12 protein-coding genes, 1 pseudogene and 1 riboswitch are annotated in these 15016 nt (G+C 75.9%); of the genes and pseudogenes, 6 read left to right on the top strand and 7 right to left on the bottom strand.

Annotated elements, in window-relative coordinates; genetic code table 11:
- Positions 1-45 precede the first annotated feature (45 nt).
- Together cobF and cobN are read right to left on the bottom strand one after the other, a co-directional pair.
- Positions 46-819 carry a precorrin-6A synthase (deacetylating) gene (gene cobF / locus ACOACO_RS08845; RefSeq protein ID WP_420295868.1) on the bottom strand — a complete coding sequence of 258 codons (774 nt, stop codon included), beginning with the start codon at positions 817-819 and terminating at the stop codon, positions 46-48.
- Positions 816-4478, bottom strand: a complete 3663-nt coding sequence (gene cobN, locus ACOACO_RS08840) for a cobaltochelatase subunit CobN (protein ID WP_420295867.1) — start codon at positions 4476-4478, stop codon at positions 816-818. The genes cobF and cobN overlap by 4 nt, the downstream gene beginning before the upstream one ends.
- 190 nt (positions 4479-4668) lie before the next feature.
- Here cobN and ACOACO_RS08835 point away from each other — a divergent pair, with 190 nt between their 5' ends.
- From ACOACO_RS08835 to ACOACO_RS08815, 5 genes and pseudogenes are all read left to right on the top strand, one after another.
- Positions 4669-6000 carry an ATP-dependent 6-phosphofructokinase gene (locus ACOACO_RS08835; RefSeq protein ID WP_420295866.1) on the top strand — a complete coding sequence of 444 codons (1332 nt, stop codon included), beginning with the start codon at positions 4669-4671 and terminating at the stop codon, positions 5998-6000.
- A gap of 37 nt (positions 6001-6037) precedes the next feature.
- A complete protein-coding gene (bluB, locus tag ACOACO_RS08830; protein WP_420295865.1) occupies positions 6038-6679 on the top strand; it encodes a 5,6-dimethylbenzimidazole synthase in 642 nt (213 codons plus the stop codon).
- Between the two features lie 31 nt (positions 6680-6710).
- Positions 6711-6842, top strand: a riboswitch (cobalamin riboswitch).
- A 78-nt stretch (positions 6843-6920) separates the two neighbouring features.
- Positions 6921-7124: pseudogene (locus ACOACO_RS08825) on the top strand (nitrite reductase); the annotation flags it as partial.
- Between the two features lie 675 nt (positions 7125-7799).
- The gene (locus ACOACO_RS08820) at positions 7800-8486 is read left to right on the top strand and encodes a precorrin-8X methylmutase (RefSeq protein WP_420296321.1); all 687 of its coding nucleotides are present in this window, start codon (positions 7800-7802) and stop codon (positions 8484-8486) included.
- Positions 8483-10096, top strand: a complete 1614-nt coding sequence (locus ACOACO_RS08815) for a precorrin-2 C(20)-methyltransferase (RefSeq protein WP_420295864.1) — start codon at positions 8483-8485, stop codon at positions 10094-10096. The genes ACOACO_RS08820 and ACOACO_RS08815 overlap by 4 nt, the downstream gene beginning before the upstream one ends.
- Positions 10097-10165: 69 nt before the next feature.
- Here the strand turns inward: ACOACO_RS08815 and ACOACO_RS08810 are convergent, their stop codons facing one another.
- The 5 genes from ACOACO_RS08810 to ACOACO_RS08790 all read right to left on the bottom strand — a co-directional run bounded on the left by ACOACO_RS08810 (position 10166) and on the right by ACOACO_RS08790 (position 14269).
- Positions 10166-10786, bottom strand: a complete 621-nt coding sequence (locus ACOACO_RS08810) for a response regulator (protein ID WP_420295863.1) — start codon at positions 10784-10786, stop codon at positions 10166-10168.
- Positions 10783-11901 (bottom strand): sensor histidine kinase, encoded by a 1119-nt coding sequence (locus tag ACOACO_RS08805; RefSeq protein WP_420295862.1) that lies wholly within the window; start codon positions 11899-11901, stop codon positions 10783-10785. The genes ACOACO_RS08810 and ACOACO_RS08805 overlap by 4 nt, the downstream gene beginning before the upstream one ends.
- Before the next feature lie 26 nt (positions 11902-11927).
- Complete coding sequence (locus ACOACO_RS08800; protein ID WP_420295861.1) at positions 11928-12689, bottom strand: ABC transporter permease; 762 nt, start codon at positions 12687-12689, stop codon at positions 11928-11930.
- Positions 12686-13684, bottom strand: coding sequence for an ABC transporter ATP-binding protein (locus tag ACOACO_RS08795; protein ID WP_420295860.1), 999 nt, complete (start codon positions 13682-13684; stop codon positions 12686-12688). The genes ACOACO_RS08800 and ACOACO_RS08795 overlap by 4 nt, the downstream gene beginning before the upstream one ends.
- Before the next feature lie 153 nt (positions 13685-13837).
- Positions 13838-14269: an organic hydroperoxide resistance protein gene (locus tag ACOACO_RS08790; protein ID WP_420295859.1), complete on the bottom strand. Its 432-nt coding sequence runs from the start codon at positions 14267-14269 to the stop codon at positions 13838-13840.
- 106 nt (positions 14270-14375) lie between these two features.
- On the opposite strand from ACOACO_RS08790, the gene ACOACO_RS08785 reads away from it, so the two are divergent.
- Positions 14376-15014: a TetR/AcrR family transcriptional regulator gene (locus ACOACO_RS08785; RefSeq protein ID WP_420295858.1), complete on the top strand. Its 639-nt coding sequence runs from the start codon at positions 14376-14378 to the stop codon at positions 15012-15014.
- Positions 15015-15016: the final 2 nt, after the last annotated feature.

Raw genomic sequence — 15016 nt, 5'->3', positions numbered from 1 at the left:
GACGGGCACGTCGTACGACGTGTGGTGACGGTCGGGCGCCGCGCGTCAGGCCGGGGCGGGGCGGCGCAGCAGGTAGCAGTCCATGACCCAGCCCGCCTCCGCCTTGGCGGCGTCGCGGGCGGCGAGCACGTCGCCCAGCACGTCGCCGACGCGACCGGCGACGAGGCGCTCGCCCGCGGCGGCGAGGTTGGCGCCCCACCAGATCGTCCAGTCCTCCAGACCGGCCAGGTCGAGGCCGGCGTTGAGCATGACGAGGACGTTGTCGGCCCCGGCGTCCACGGCCTCGCGCAGGCGCCGCCCGGTGGTGACGGTGATGGGCTGGCCGACCTCGTGGAGCACGATCCGGTGCGCCGCCGCGAGCAGCTGCAGGCTCGAGATGCCCGGCACCACCCGCACCTGCGCGGCCACGCGACCGCCCGCGAGCACGGCGTCGACGATGCGCAGCGTGGAGTCGTAGAACGCGGGGTCGCCCCACACGAGGAAGGCCGCGTCACCGGGCCGCTCGAGCAGCACCTGCTCGTACGCCGCGGCGCGGGCGGCGTGCCAGTCCGCCACGGCCCCGCGGTACGCCGCCGCGTCACCCGCCACGCGCGCCGAGCGGTCGCGCTCGGGGTCGGGCACCTCGACCAGCGCCAGCCCGGGGGCGACGGCGGCGAGGAGGTCGCGCCGTACCGCGACGAGGGGGTCGTCCCCGCCGTCGCCGCGTGCCTTGCGGGGCGCCACGGCGTACGCCGCCCCCCGCAGCGCCGCGACCGCCTGGCCCGTGAGGTGCGCCGGGTCGCCGCACCCCAGGCCGACGACGTGGAGCGTGCGGGTCACCGGTCCTCGATCTCGCCCTCGACCTCGAGGTAGACGCGCTGCATCTGCGCCACGACGTCGGGGTCGGGCTCGGCCCACATGCCGCGCTCGGCCGCCTCGGAGAGCCGCTCGACCATGCCGCGCAGCGCCCACGGGTTCGACTGGCGCAGGAACGCCTGGACGTCGGCGTCGAGCACGTAGGCGCGGGCGAGCGCGTCGTACATGTGGTCGCCCACCACACCGGCGGTGGCGTCGAAGCCGAAGAGGTAGTCGACCGTGGCCGCGAGCTCGAACGCGCCCTTGTAGCCGTGGCGCTGCATCGCCGAGATCCAGCGCGGGTTGACCACGCGGGCCCGGAAGACGCGGGCGGTCTCCTCGCCCAGCGTGCGGGTGCGCACGGCGTCGGGCGAGGTCGAGTCGCCGACGTACGCGCGGGGCGCGGTGCCGGTGAGCGCGCGGACGGTCGCGACCATGCCGCCGTGGTACTCGAAGTAGTCGGCCGAGTCCGCGATGTCGTGCTCGCGGGTGTCGATGTTCTTCGCCGCCACCGCGATGCGCTTGTAGTTGGCCTGCATGTCCTCGGTCGCCGGGACGCCCGCCAGGTCGCGGCCGTAGGCGAAGCCGCCCCAGGCCGTGTAGACCTCCGCCAGGTCGGCGTCGGTGCGCCAGCTGCCCGACTCCACCGCCTGCAGGACGCCCGCGCCGTACGCGCCGGGGGCGGAGCCGAAGATGCGGGTCGTGGCGCGGCGCTCGTCGCCGTGCGCCTCCAGGTCGGCCCGGGCGTGGGCCCGCACGAAGTTGAGCTCGTCGGGCTCGTCGAGATCGGCCACGAGGCGGATCGCGTCGTCGAGCATGTCCACCACGTGGGGGAACGCGTCGCGGAAGAAGCCCGAGATGCGCAGCGTCACGTCGATGCGCGGGCGGCCGAGCTCGTCGAGCGGCACCGGCACGAGGCCGTTCACGCGCCGCGACGCCTCGTCCCAGGTGGGGCGCACGCCGACGAGGGCCAGCACCTCGGCGACGTCGTCGCCCGACGTGCGCATCGCCGAGGTGCCCCAGGCCGAGAGACCGACGGAACGGGGCCAGTCACCGGTGTCCTCGCGGTGGCGGGCGAGCAGCGACTCGGCCATCGCGACGCCCGTGTCGTAGGCCAGGCGGGACGGCACGGCGCGCGGGTCGACCGTGTAGAAGTTGCGGCCGGTCGGCAGCACGTTGACGAGCCCGCGCAGCGGCGAGCCCGAGGGACCGGCCGGCACGAAGCCGCCGTCGAGGGCGTGCAGCACGGCGGTCACCTCGTCGGTCGTGCGGGCCAGGCGCGGCACGACCTGGGTGGCGGCGAACGCGAGCACCTCACCGACCGCCGGGTCGGCGTCGCCCTCGAGCCGGTCCACGACGCCGGGGACCGCGGAGGGCTCCCAGGAGGCCGCCTCCATCGCCTCGACGAGGGCGCGGGCGCGGCGCTCCACGGCGTCGACCTCGGCCGTGCTCGGCTCCTTGCCCGCGCCGGTCGGCAGGCCCAGGGCGCTGCGCAGGCCCGGGACCGCGCCCGCCTGGCCGCCCCAGACCTGGGTGGCGCGCAGGATGGCGAGCACGAGGTTGACCCGCGCCTCGCCCTCCGGGGCGCCGCCGAGCACGTGCAGGCCGTCGCGGATCTGCGCGTCCTTGACCTCGCAGAGCCAGCCGTCGACGTGGAGCAGGAAGTCGTCGAAGTCGTCGTCCTCGGGACGGGTCTCCAGCCCGAGGTCGCGGTGCATCTGGGCCGACTGCATGAGGGTCCAGATCTCGCCGCGGATCGCCGGCAGCTTGGCCGGGTCCATCGCCGCGATGTTGCCGTACTCGTCGAGCAGCTGCTCGAGGCGGGCGATGTCGCCGTACGTCTCCGCGCGGGCCATCGGCGGCACCAGGTGGTCGACGATCGTGGCGTGGGCGCGGCGCTTGGCCTGCGCCCCCTCCCCCGGGTCGTTGACGAGGAACGGGTAGACGAGCGGCAGGTTGCCGAGGACGGCGTCGGTCGCGCAGTCCGCCGACAGCGCCGCGTTCTTGCCGGGCAGCCACTCCATCGAGCCGTGCTTGCCCAGGTGCACCACCGCGTGGGCGCCGAAGCCGCCCGCCTCCGGCGACGCCTCGATCCAGCGGTAGGCCGCCAGGTAGTGGTGGCTCGGCGCCATGTCGGGGTCGTGGTAGATCGCGACCGGGTTCTCCCCGAAGCCGCGCGGCGGCTGGATCATCACGACGACGTTGCCGGCCCGCAGGGTGGCCAGCACGATCGCGCCGTCGCCCCCGTCCGAGGACTCCGCGACGAACAGCGTGCCGGGCGCCTCGCCCCACGCCTCGACCATCTCGGCCTTCAACGCCGGCGACACCTCGGCGGTCCACGCGGCGTACTGCTCCGGGGTGATGCGCACGTGGGCGTCGGTGAGGTCGGCGTTCGTCAGCCACTCCTCGTCCTGCCCGCCCGCGGCGATGAGGGCGTGGATGAGCGCGTCGCCGGCGGCGGTCTCGTCCTCCAGGTCGAGCAGGCGGGTGACCTCGCCGTCGGCCGGGCCGAGGTCGTAGCCCTCGTCGCGCAGCGCCCGCAGCAGGCGGATCGCGGAGACCGGGGTGTCGAGGCCGACCGCGTTGCCGATGCGGGCATGCTTCGTCGGGTACGCCGACAGCATGAGCACGAGGCGCTTGCGAGCCGCAGGTGTGCGGCCCAGCGCGGCGTGCGCGGCGGCGATGCCGGCGACGCGGGCGCAGCGCTCGGGGTCGGCGACGTAGCGCGGCAGCCCGTCCTCGTCGACCTCCTTGAACGAGAACGGCGCCGTGATGATGCGCCCGTCGAACTCGGGGATGGCGATCTGTGTCGCGGAGTCGAGCGGCGAGACGCCGTCGTCGGAGGCCTCCCACTCCTCGCGGCTGCTGGTGAGCGCGAGCGCCTGCAGGACGGGCACGTCGAGGGCGGCGATCCGCTCGACGTCCCACGTCTCGTCGGCCCCGCCCGCGGCCACGTCGGCGGGCGTCGAGCCACCGGCGGCCAGCACGGTGACCACGAGCGCGTCGAGGGAGCCCAGCGCGTCGTACAGGTCGTCGGGGGCCGAGCGCAGCGAGGAGGAGTAGACCGGCAGGCCCACGGCGGTGCCCGTGGCGTCGACGGCGTCGGCCAGCGCGTGGGCGAACGCGGTGTTCCCCGAGGCGTGGTGCGCGCGGTAGTAGAGGATGCCGATCCGCGCCCGGTCGCCCGCCTCGGCGAGGGCGGCGGCCTCCTGCGGGCGCTCCGCCCAGCCCCACGCCGGCAGCGAGGCCGGGGGCTCGAAGCCCTCGCCGGTCAGCAGGACCGTGTCGGAGAGGAAGGCGTGCAGCTGGCGGAGGTTCTCCGGCCCGCCCTCGGCGAGGTAGCGGTGCGCCTCCGCGGCCACGCCCACCGGCACCGTCGAGAGCTCCATGAGCTCCGCGCTCGGGGTCTGCTCGCCGCCGAGCACCACGGTGGGGACGCCGGTGCCGACGATGCGGCGGAACCCGGAGCAGAGGTCCTGCGGCGAGCCGAGGATGCGGGCCACGACGAGGTCGGCCTCCGCGAGCGCGTCGGCCATCTCCTGGTGCGCCGAGCGGGAGGGGTTCGCGACCGTGAACTCGACGCCGCTGGCGCGGGCGGAGAGCAGGTCGGTGTCGGACGTCGAGACGAGCGCGATGCGGGTCACGGGGTTCCTCCTCGGGGTTTTCGCCCCGTCGGGTCAGGACCGCCGGCGGTCAGTGTCTGGCTGGCCCGCGCCGCCGTTCGGCGTCGTGGGGGTCACAGTGGCGGAACCGCCCCGGAGTCGCGCCGGGTTCCTGGGTCCGTCGGCGGAAGGTCGTCGGCAGCCTAGGGCACGGGCCACTAGGGTTCGGCACGTGGTGACCCTCGCGGACCTCCAGGTCAGGACCCTCGGCGAGCCGACGGTCGAGTCCCCCCTCGCCTCCTACGTCGAGGGCCGGACCACGAACCAGTACTACGTCGCCGAGGGCGACCGGATCCTCATGGACGACACCCTCGCGCTCATCGACGCCCGCCGCGTCCCGCGCGAGGAGCTGCCGACCTTCGAGGCCGGCGGCCCCCGCGCCCGCATCTTCTTCGAGCCGTCGCGCACCCGCGCCGCCGTCATCACCTGCGGCGGGCTGTGCCCCGGCCTCAACAACGTGATCCGCGCGCTCGTGCGCTCGCTGGACGACCACTACGGCGTCACCGACGTCGTCGGGTTCCGCAACGGGTACGCCGGTCTCGACCCCGCGAGCGGGCTGGAGCCGGTGGCGCTCACCCGCGACTACGTCGCCGACATCCACGAGCGCGGCGGCACTGTGCTGGGCTCCTCGCGCGGCGCCCGCGATCCCGGCGTCATGGTCGACACCCTCGCGGCGCACGACATCGACATCCTCTTCGTCGTCGGCGGCGACGGCTCGATGCGCGGCGCCCACGCCCTGCACGAGGAGTGCGCGCGCCGCGGCCTGCCGATCGCGATCGTCGGCGTGCCCAAGACGATCGACAACGACATCCCGCACATCGGGCAGAGCTTCGGCTTCCAGACCGCCTTCGCCCGGGCCGCGCAGTCGATCACCGCGGCGAAGGTCGAGGCGCAGGCCGCGGTCAACGGCGTCAGCATCGTGCAGACGATGGGCCGCCACGCCGGCTTCATCGCCTGCTACTCGGCGCTGGCCGCCCAGACCGCGAACTTCGTGCTCATCCCCGAGGTGCCCTTCACCCTCGAGGGGGACAACGGCCTGCTCGCCCACGTGCGCCACCGCGTCGCCGACCGCGGGTACGCCGTGATCGTGGTCGCCGAGGGCGTCGGTCCGCACCTGCTGCCCGGTGGCGAGGCGGCGGCGGACGCGACCGACGCGTCGGGCAACCAGGTGCTGGGCGACCCGGGCCGCTACCTGCGCGAGCGCATCCGCGACGACTTCGCCGAGCACGGCGAGGAGGCGACGCTGCGCTACTTCAACCCCGGCTACTTCATCCGGTCGGTGCCCGCCGACCCGGCCGACGCCGTCTACTGCGCGCGCCTCGCGCAGAGCGCCGTGCACGCCGCGATGTCGGGCCGCACCGACGTGGTGGTCGGGCGGCGCAAGCACCGCTTCGTCAACGTGCCGATCCCGGCCGTGACGAAGCGGGCCCACAGCGTCTCCCCCGACGGCGACCTGTGGCTCAGCGTGCTCGAGTCGACGGCCCAGCCGCGCCAGATGCTCTGAGGTGCTCCCCGGCGCCGACGGCGTACCCTCCCCGCCCGTGACCCCCCACGCCTTCAGCGACCCCGAGCGCGCCGCCGTCTACCGCGTGATCGGCGAGCGCCGCGACGTGCGCCGGTTCGTGCCGGGCGCGACCGTGCCCGACGACGTGCTGGCGCGGCTGCTCGCGGCCGCCCACGCCGGGCCGAGCGTCGGGCTCATGCAGCCGTGGCGGTTCGTGCGGATCACGCGACCGGAGCTGCGCGAGGGCATCCACGCCCTCGTCGAGACCGAGCGGCACGCGACCGCCGCCGCGCTCGACGAGCGCGCCGCCGAGTTCCTGCGCCTCAAGGTCGAGGGCGTCCGCGAGTGCGCCGAGCTGCTGGTCGTCGCCCTGCGCGAGGGCCGGGAGCAGCACGTCTTCGGCCGGCGCACCATGCCGCGGATGGACCTGGCGTCGGTGGCCTGCGCGATCCAGAACCTGTGGCTCGCCGCACGGGCCGAGGGGCTCGGCATGGGGTGGGTGTCGCTGTTCGACCCCGCGGCCCTCGCGGAGCTGCTCGGCATGCCCGACGGCGCCGAGCCCGTGGCGGTGCTCTGCCTGGGCCCGACGCCCCGCTTCGACGAGCGGCCGACGCTCGAGCTCGACGGCTGGACGACCGCCCGGCCGCTCGCGGACTTCGTCACCTCCGACGGTTGGTAGTCTCGCCGCGCCAGTCGACCCCGCGAGGGGCAGGGAACCCGGTGCGACTCCGGGGCTGACGCGCAGCGGTGTGGGTGACGGGCGGGACCTCCTCGTGAGGAGCCACTGGGGGCGATCCCCCTGGGAAGGCGTCCCGGCCGGCGGACCCCGAGCCCGAAGACCTGCTGGCACCCGGTGGCGCCCGCCACCGGTGTCGAGGACGGGCTCCGCGTGACGAGCCCCGGCACGGACGAGGTTCCCCATGGTCGTCACCCGCACGCGCACCGACCTGTGCCCCGGCGTCGCCCGCCCCTGGCCCGCCGACGACGGCGGCCTCGTGCGGCTGCGGCTCGTCGGCGGCGCTACCGACGCGGGCACGCTGCGGGCCGTCGGCCGGGTCGCCGCCGCCCACGGCGACGGCGACGTGCACCTGACCCGACGGGCCAACCTCCAGCTGCGGGGCCTCGCGCTCGCCGACGGGCAGCTCCTCCCCGCGGCCGACGCCGCCATCGAGGCCACCGGCCTGCTCCCCTCGCGCAGCCACGAGCTCGTGCGCAACGTGCTCGTCTCCCCGCTCACGGGCGTCGAGGGCGGGCGGGCCGACCTGCGCCCCGTCGCCCGGGCGCTCGACGAGGCCCTGCGCGCCGACCCGGCCCTGGCCGGGCTGTCGGCCCGCTTCCTGTTCGTGCTCGACGACGGCCGCGGCGACGTGCTCGGCCGCCCCACCGACGTCGGTCTCGTCGCGCTCGACGCGACCACCGCCCAGGTGCGCTGGGGCGCCGCAGGCTGGGGACCGGTCGTGCCGCTCGAGGGCGCCGTGCCCGCCCTGCTGGGCGTCGCCCACGAGTTCCTCGTCGCCCGCGGCGAGGGCCCGGAGGCCCCGTGGCACGTCGACGAGCTCGAGGCGCCCCTCCCCCTGCCCGCGGGCGAGCCGGACCCGCGGGTGCCCGCGGCGGCCGAGCCCCCGCCGTACGGGCCGGTGGGCGGGAGCCACGACCACGTCGCGGTGCCCGACGGGGTGCTCACCCCCGCCGTGGCGGCCCGGCTGCTCGACGGCCTGCCGGACGACGCGCCCGTCGTCGTCACCCCGTGGCGCTCCCTGCTGCTGCCCGTCGTCGTCGCGCCCGCGGCCGCCGCGGAGCTGCGGCGCCCGACCCGGCGCTACGCCTACGAGGGCTCGGGGGCGGCGATCTACGTCGACTCCTTCGCCACGATCCGCCGCGAGGTGCGGGCCGCCGGGGGCTTCGACCACCTGCCCCGCGGCACCGACGGGGAGCCCGACCCGGACGTCGAGCGCGTCGTCGTGCGCATGGTGCACGGCACCGGGCAGACCGACCTCGCCCCCTCCGTCGTCGTGCACCCCGAGCTCGTGCGCGCGGCGCGGTCGGCGCTCGCCGCGGGCGCACCGATCATCACCGACGCCCACATGGTGGCCACCGGCGTGACCCGGGCCCGCCTCCCCGCCGCCAACGAGGTGCTGTGCGCGCTGCGCGACCCCCGCGTCGGCGGGCTCGCGGCGGCCTGGGGCACCACCCGGTCCGCGGCCGCGCTGTCGCTGCTGGCCGACCGGCTGCCCGGCTCGGTGGTCGCGATCGGCAACGCCCCCACCGCGCTGTTCCACCTGCTCGAGCTGCTCGCCGACGGGTGCCCGCCGCCCGCCGCGGTCGTCGGCTGCCCGGTCGGCTTCATCGGCGCCGCTGAGTCGAAGGAGGCGCTCGCCGCCTGGGCCGGCGCGCACGACCTGCCGTTCCTCACCGTCCACGGGCGCCGCGGCGGCTCAGCCATGACCGCCTCGGCCCTCAACGCGATCGCCCAGGAGGCGGAGTGAGCACCCCCGGCACCACCACCGGCACCACCACCGGCAGCCCGCTCGACGTACCCCCGGGCCGCTTCCACGGCGTCGGCGTCGGGCCCGGCGACCCCGAGCTGGTGACGCTGAAGGCGGCGCGGCTCATCGCGGCCGCCGACGTCGTCGCGTTCCACGCCGGGCGGGGCAAGCAGTCCAACGCGCGCCGCATCGCCGCCGACCTCATCCCGGCCGGCGCGATCGAGGAGGAGCTCGTCTACCCCGTCACCACGGGAGCGACCGACCACCCGGGCGGGTACGCCGGCGCGATGGCCGACTTCTACCTCGAGTCCGCCGCGCGGCTGGCCGCCCACCTCGAGGCGGGCCGCGACGTCGTGCTGCTCGCCGAGGGCGACCCGATGTTCTACGGGTCGTACATGTACATGCACGACGCCCTGTCCGAGCGCTTCTCGACCGAGGTCGTGCCCGGCGTGCCGGCCTTCGCCGCGGCCACCGCGACCGTCGCCGCGCCGCTCGTGCGCCAGACCGACGTGCTGACGATCCTGCCCGGCACGCTGCCCGAGACCGAGCTCGCCCGGCGCCTCGCCGACACCGACGGCGCGATCATCATGAAGCTCGGCCGACGCTTCCCCGCGGTACGGCGCGCGCTCGCCGCCGCGGGCCGGCTCGAGCACGCCGTCTACGTCGAGCGGGCCTCCATGGCCTCCGAGCGGCACCTGCGCGTCGTCGACGTCGACCCCGACACGGTGCCGTACTTCTCACTCATCGTCGTCGCGGGCGACTCGCTGCACAGCGTGGGGCGGCGGACCGGGACCGCCGGGGCCGCTGCTCCGAGCACGGGCGCGCTCCCGGGGGCGGTCGGCGCCGACGGCGCCGCGTCGTCGGCGCCCGCCGAGCTGGCCGTCGTCGGGCTCGGCCCCGGGCCGGACCGCTGGCTGACGCCCGAGGCCTCCGCGGTGCTCGCGGAGGTGGACCACGTGGTCGGGTACGCGCCGTACGTGCGGCGGGTGCCGCACCGCGAGGGCCTGACGCGCCACGCCAGCGGCAACGCCGTCGAGGTCGACCGGGCCCGGCTGGCACTCGACCTCGCGCTGCGCGGCGAGCGGGTCGCGGTGGTCTCCGGCGGCGACGCCGGGGTGTTCGGCATGGCGACCGCCGTGCACGAGGCGCAGGTGGCGGCGGCCGCGGAGGACCCGGCGTACGCCTCCGTGCCCGTCCACGTCGTGCCGGGCGTCTCCGCCGTGCAGGCCGTGGCCGCCCGGGCGGGCGCGCCCATCGGGGGCGACTTCGCGGTGATGAGCCTGTCGGACCGCCTCAAGCCGTGGGCCGTGGTCGAGCAGCGCCTGCGCGCCGCGGCGCAGGCCGACCTCGTGCTGGCGCTCTACAACCCGCGCTCGGCCAGTCGCCCCGACCAGCTCGGCGACGCGTTGAAGGCGCTCCGCGAGGTGCGCGACGACGCGACCGTCGTGGTCGTGGGGCGCGACGTCGGGCGGGCGGAGGAGGAGCTGCGCGTCACGACGCTCGGCGAGCTCGACCCCGAGACCGTCGACATGAAGTGCCTGCTGATCATCGGCGCGACCCGGACCCGCGTGGACCACGGCCGCGTCTGGACCCCCCGCAGCGTGGACTGAGCCCGCTCCCCGGTTCGTGGTGGGAGCGCCGCGGAAAGCCTGGCGCTGCTACCACGAACGCGGAGCCGGTCAGATCCAGCCGCGGTCGCGGGCCACGCGCGCCGCCTCGACCCGCGTCGCCGTACCGGTCTTGCCGATCGCGGAGGACAGGTAGTTGCGCACCGTGCCCGGCGACAGGTGCACCCGCTCGGCGATGCGGGCGACCGGCACGCCGTCGAGCGCGACCCGCAGCACCTCGACCTCCCGTTCCGTCAGCGGGTTGGAGCCCCCCGCGAGCGACTCGCCCGCCAGCAGCGGGTCCACGACCCGGAGCCCGGCGTGGACCCTGCGCACCGCCTCGGCCAGCTCGGAGGCGGGCGTGTCCTTGACGACGAACCCGGACGCCCCGGCCTCGAGGGCCCGGCGCAGGTAGCCGGGACGCCCGAAGGTGGTCACCACCAGCGACCGCACCCCGGGGGCGCGACCGCGCAGGGCGGCGGCCGCCGCGATCCCGTCGGGGACGGCGGCGTCACCCGGCATCTCGATGTCGAGCAGGCAGACGTCGACGCCCGCGGCCACCGCGGCCTCGACCACGTCGTCGGCCCGCCCCACCTCGGCGACGACCTCGAGGTCGGGCTCCAGCGACAGCAGGGCGGCGAGCGCGCCCCGCACCAGGGCCTGGTCGTCGGCCAGCAGCAGTCGGATGGTCATGCCCACACCACCTCCACCCGCGTCCCGCCGCCGGGCGCCTCGTCGATGCCCAGGGTGCCGCCGGCCGCGCGGACGCGCTCGGCGATCCCGCGCAGGCCGTTGCCCGGCGGGTGCGGACCGCCGCGGCCGTCGTCGGTCACGACGAGGCCGTCCTCCGCCAGCGTGACCGTGCAGCGCCGTGCGCCGCTGTGGCGCACGACGTTCGTGATCGCCTCCCGCAGCGCCCAGGCGACGACGATCCGGCGACGCGGGTCCACCACCGACGGGTCCTCGGGCACCTCGGCCTCGATCCCGGCCGCGGCGAGGGCGGCGCGGGCAGCCGCGAGCTCGTCGCCCAGCCGGGCGATCCGCAGACCCGCGACCGTCGCCCGCACCTCGCTGAGCGCCTCGCGGCTCAACGAGCGGATCTCCGCGAGCTCCGTGCGGGCGCGGGCCGGGTCGAGGTCGACCAGGCGCTCGGCGAGCTCGGCCTTCGCCACGACCACGGTGAGGCTGTGCCCCAGCACGTCGTGCACGTCGCGGGCCACCCGCTCCCGCTCGGCGACGAGCGCCAGCTCCTCGGCCACCCCCTGCGACGCCTCCCGGTGCTCCTCCAGGACGCGCACGGCGGTCAGCGTCACCACGGTCGCCAGCAGGATCGGCACGAAGAACAGGCCGCCGTCGAACCGGGGTACGACGGCGGTCAGCGCCGCCGTCGCCCCCGTCAGGAGGACGGCCGTCCCCAGCGCCAGCCGCAGCGGCACCAGGAGCAGGGCGTAGGCCGACGTGTAGATGCTCAGGCCCATGGCCGTCGTGCCCTGCAGCGCCACCCCGGCGGCACTGAGGCCGACCAGCGCGCCCAGGCCGGCGACGGGCCACCACGCCGGCAGGCGGCGCGCCGCCGCCGGGCGGTCCGACAGCAGGAAGCCGTGGAGGTAGACGGCGACGAAGACGACCAGCACCGCCGCGCCGACCAGCCGCTCCAGGGGCGGACGCGGGGTGTGCACCAGGTCCAGCACCGGGAAGACCATGAAGACCAGCCAGACCGCCGGCATCAGCCAGGCCCAGCGGGCCCACGGCTCCGCGGCCGGGGCGTCGACCGGGCCCCGAGGGTCGACCGCGCCGGTCCCGGTCACCGGTGTCCCGGTCACTGGCGTCCCGGTCACTGGCGGCCCCGCCCGCGGCGTACCAGCAGCGTCGCGACGACGCCCAGCACCAGCGCCCACGCGCCGAGGTTGACCAGCGGCACCCACAGCGCCTCGGTGCCCAGGTCGCGACCGTCGTTCGAGATGAGTCGGCCCTCCGTGACGGGGTAGCGCGCGAGCGACACGTACCCGTAGAGCGGGGTGAACTTCGCGATCTCCAGCATCACACCGCTCAGGGGCACGAACAGGTTGCCGAGGAACGCGAGGATCACGACCATACCGCTGGCCGCGGACACCGCCGCGTCCGTGCGGAACGCGAGGGCGGCGCACAGCCCGAACAGGGCGAAGACGGTCGATCCGGCGGCCACCGCGAGCAGGCTCAGGGCCCACGCGCCGACGGGACCCTCGGCGCCGCCGAGCCACCCGACCAGGGCGATGAGCGCGACGGGGAGCGTGCCCACGAGCACGGCGAGCGTGGCCTTGACCGCCACGAAGGAGCCGTCCGGGAGCGGGGTCAGGGCGAGCTGCCGGCCCCACCCCTGCATCCGCTCGACCGCCGCCATCCCGCCCACGCCGACGGTGGCGGTGACCGCGCCGTACGCGGCCATGGAGACCAGCATGTAGAGCGCGACGTTGCCGTTGCCCACCGACGCCTGCGCGTAGTCCTGGGCGGAGCCGAAGACGACGAAGAGGAACGTCGGGAGCACCGCGACGAAGAACAGGTTCGCGCGGTCGCGGGCGAAGCGGCGCAGCTCGAGCCCGAGGTACGTGGTGTTCACCGGACCCCCTCCTCACCGGTCGGCGCCGCCGCGGACGTGCCTGACGTGAGGGCGACGAAGGCCTCGTCGAGCGAGCCCGTCGCGATCTCCAGGTCGTGGCCGCCGAGGTCGACGAGCAGGGTCCGGGCCACGGCGTCCGCATCGGTCGCCAGCACGCTCACCCGGTCGCCCTGCAGCCGGACGTCGGCCGCGCCCGGGTGCGCGTGCAGCGCACGCAGCGCCGCGTCGCGCCCGGTCTCCGGCAGGGCCGCCCGCACCGTGCGCCCGACGGCGCGCGAGCGGATGTCGGCCGTCGAGCCGTCCGCGATCACCCGGCCGTCGGCCACCACGACGATGCGGTCGGCGAAGGCGTCGGCCTCCTCGAGGTAGTGGGTGGCGAAGACGACGGTGCGCCCCTGCGCGGCCTCGTCGTGCATCGTGCGCCAGAAGTCGCGTCGCGCGGTGACGTCCATCCCCGCCGTCGGCTCGTCCAGCACGAGCAGCTCGGGGTCGGGCAGCAGGGCCAGCGCGAACTTCAGGCGCTGCTGCTCCCCGCCGGAGCACTTCGCGACGAGCCGGTCCGCCAGCTCCACGAGGCCGGTCCGTTCCAGCACGTCGTCCACCCCCGCCGTGGACGGGTACGTCGAGGCGACGAGCCGCTCGGTCTCGCGCACCGTCAGGTCGCGCAGCAGTCCCCCGGTCTGCAGCACGGCCGCCAGCCGCCCCTCGCGGACGGCCTGCCGCGGGTGGCGCCCGAGGACGCGCACGGTGCCGGTCGTCGGCTCGGCCAGCCCGAGGACCATGTCGAGGGTCGTCGTCTTGCCGGCGCCGTTGGGGCCGAGGAAGGCGACGATCTCGCCCGGCGTGATCGTGAGGTCGATGCCGCGGACGGCCCGGACCTCCCCCGCCGGGGTGCGGAAGGTCTTGGTGACGCCGTCGAGCGCGACGGCGGCCGGGGGTGCGCCCGGTGAGGGCTCGTCGGCCCGCACGCGGCGGGCGGTGCTGGTCGTGGTCATGCCTCCACCCTCGCCGCGACCGCGGGTACGGCGCCGTACCCGCCTGTCACGTGCTGGGCATGACATCCGTCATCGCAGCCGGGCGGGAACGACGGAGCCCGCCGTACCGACCCCTCACGGGCCGGTACGGCGGGCTCCGCCGCGCCGGGAGGCTCAGGCCACGTCGATCTCGGTGACGACGTCGACGTTGCCCTGGGTGGCGTGGGTGTAGGGGCAGATCTGGTGGCCGGTCTCGACCGCCTTCTCCGCGTCGGCCTGCGAGACGCCGCCGCCGAACTCGACGAACAGCTTGACCGCGAGGCCGAAGCCCTTGTCCTCGCGCGGGCCGATGCCGACCTCGGCGGTGACCGAGACGTCCTCGAGCTTCACGCCGTGCTCCTTCGCGCCGGCCTTCAGCGCGCCGAGGAAGCAGGCGGCGTAGCCCGTGGCGAAGAGCTGCTCGGGGTTGGTGCCGCCGCCGGCGCCACCCATCTCCTTGGGGACGACGAGCTCGACGTCGATCTGGCCGTCGGAGGTGCTGGCGTGGCCGTTGCGGCCGTCGCCGGTCGCGGTGGCGGAGGCGGTGTACGCGATGGAGGTGGGCATCGTTTCTCCTTCTCGAACCTCCGGCGTGGTGACCGGAAGCCATGTAGAGTGACTAGTACGTCTACATCAGGGTGACACGTGGTCGCCCGCCACGCAAGGACCTCCCATGAACCGCACCGACACCGCCAGGACCGACACGGCCGCGACCGCCACCGCCACCGCGCCCACGCTGCGCGGCCCCGCCGTGCGCGCCCGCATCCTCGAGGTGGCCACCCACCGCTTCTACGCGGACGGCATCCGCGCCGTGAGCGCCGACCGGCTCATCGCCGACGCGGGGATCTCGAAGGTGACCTTCTACCGGCACTTCGCGTCGAAGGACGAGCTGGTCGTGGCCTACCTCGAGCGCGTCGCCGCCGCGGAGGAGCAGGCCCTGCTGCGGGTCCGCGCCGCCCGGGGCGACGAGCCCGCCGCGGTGCTCCGCTGGTACGCCGACCACGTCGCCGAGGTCAGCTGCGCCGAGGGCTTCCGGGGCTGCGCGTTCCTCAACGCCGCCGCCGAGATCGCCCAGGAGGACCACCCGGCTCGCGCGGTCGTGGCAGCGCACCGCGCGTTCCTGCTGGGCCAGGCCCACGAGCTGCTCGCCCAGATGGGACTCTCCGAGGACGCCGCGGCCCGCGCCGCCCACGCCCTGCTCATGCTGCGCGACGGCGCGATGGTCGCGAGCAGCCTCGACGGCGACCCCCCCACCACCGCCGCCGCGCTCGTCGCCGCCGGCGAGGCGGTCGTGCGGAGCGCTCGGGCCTGAAC

It is taken from the genome of Nocardioides sp. CPCC 205120 (genome assembly GCF_048654585.1).
Classification (GTDB): domain Bacteria; phylum Actinomycetota; class Actinomycetes; order Propionibacteriales; family Nocardioidaceae; genus Nocardioides.
The sequence above is the reverse complement of the archived record's forward strand: the minus strand, read 5'-3'. Positions and strand labels throughout refer to the sequence as shown.

What these genes read in the sequence shown, in the direction of transcription:
- ACOACO_RS08810 (WP_420295863.1), bottom strand. Translation starts at nt 10,786, where the DNA reads ATGACCATCCGACTGCTGCTGGCCGACGACCAGGCCCTGGTGCGGGGC.
- ACOACO_RS08795 (WP_420295860.1), bottom strand. Translation starts at nt 13,684, where the DNA reads ATGACCACGACCAGCACCGCCCGCCGCGTGCGGGCCGACGAGCCCTCA.
- ACOACO_RS08790 (WP_420295859.1), bottom strand. Translation starts at nt 14,269, where the DNA reads ATGCCCACCTCCATCGCGTACACCGCCTCCGCCACCGCGACCGGCGAC.
- ACOACO_RS08785 (WP_420295858.1), top strand. Translation starts at nt 14,376, where the DNA reads ATGAACCGCACCGACACCGCCAGGACCGACACGGCCGCGACCGCCACC.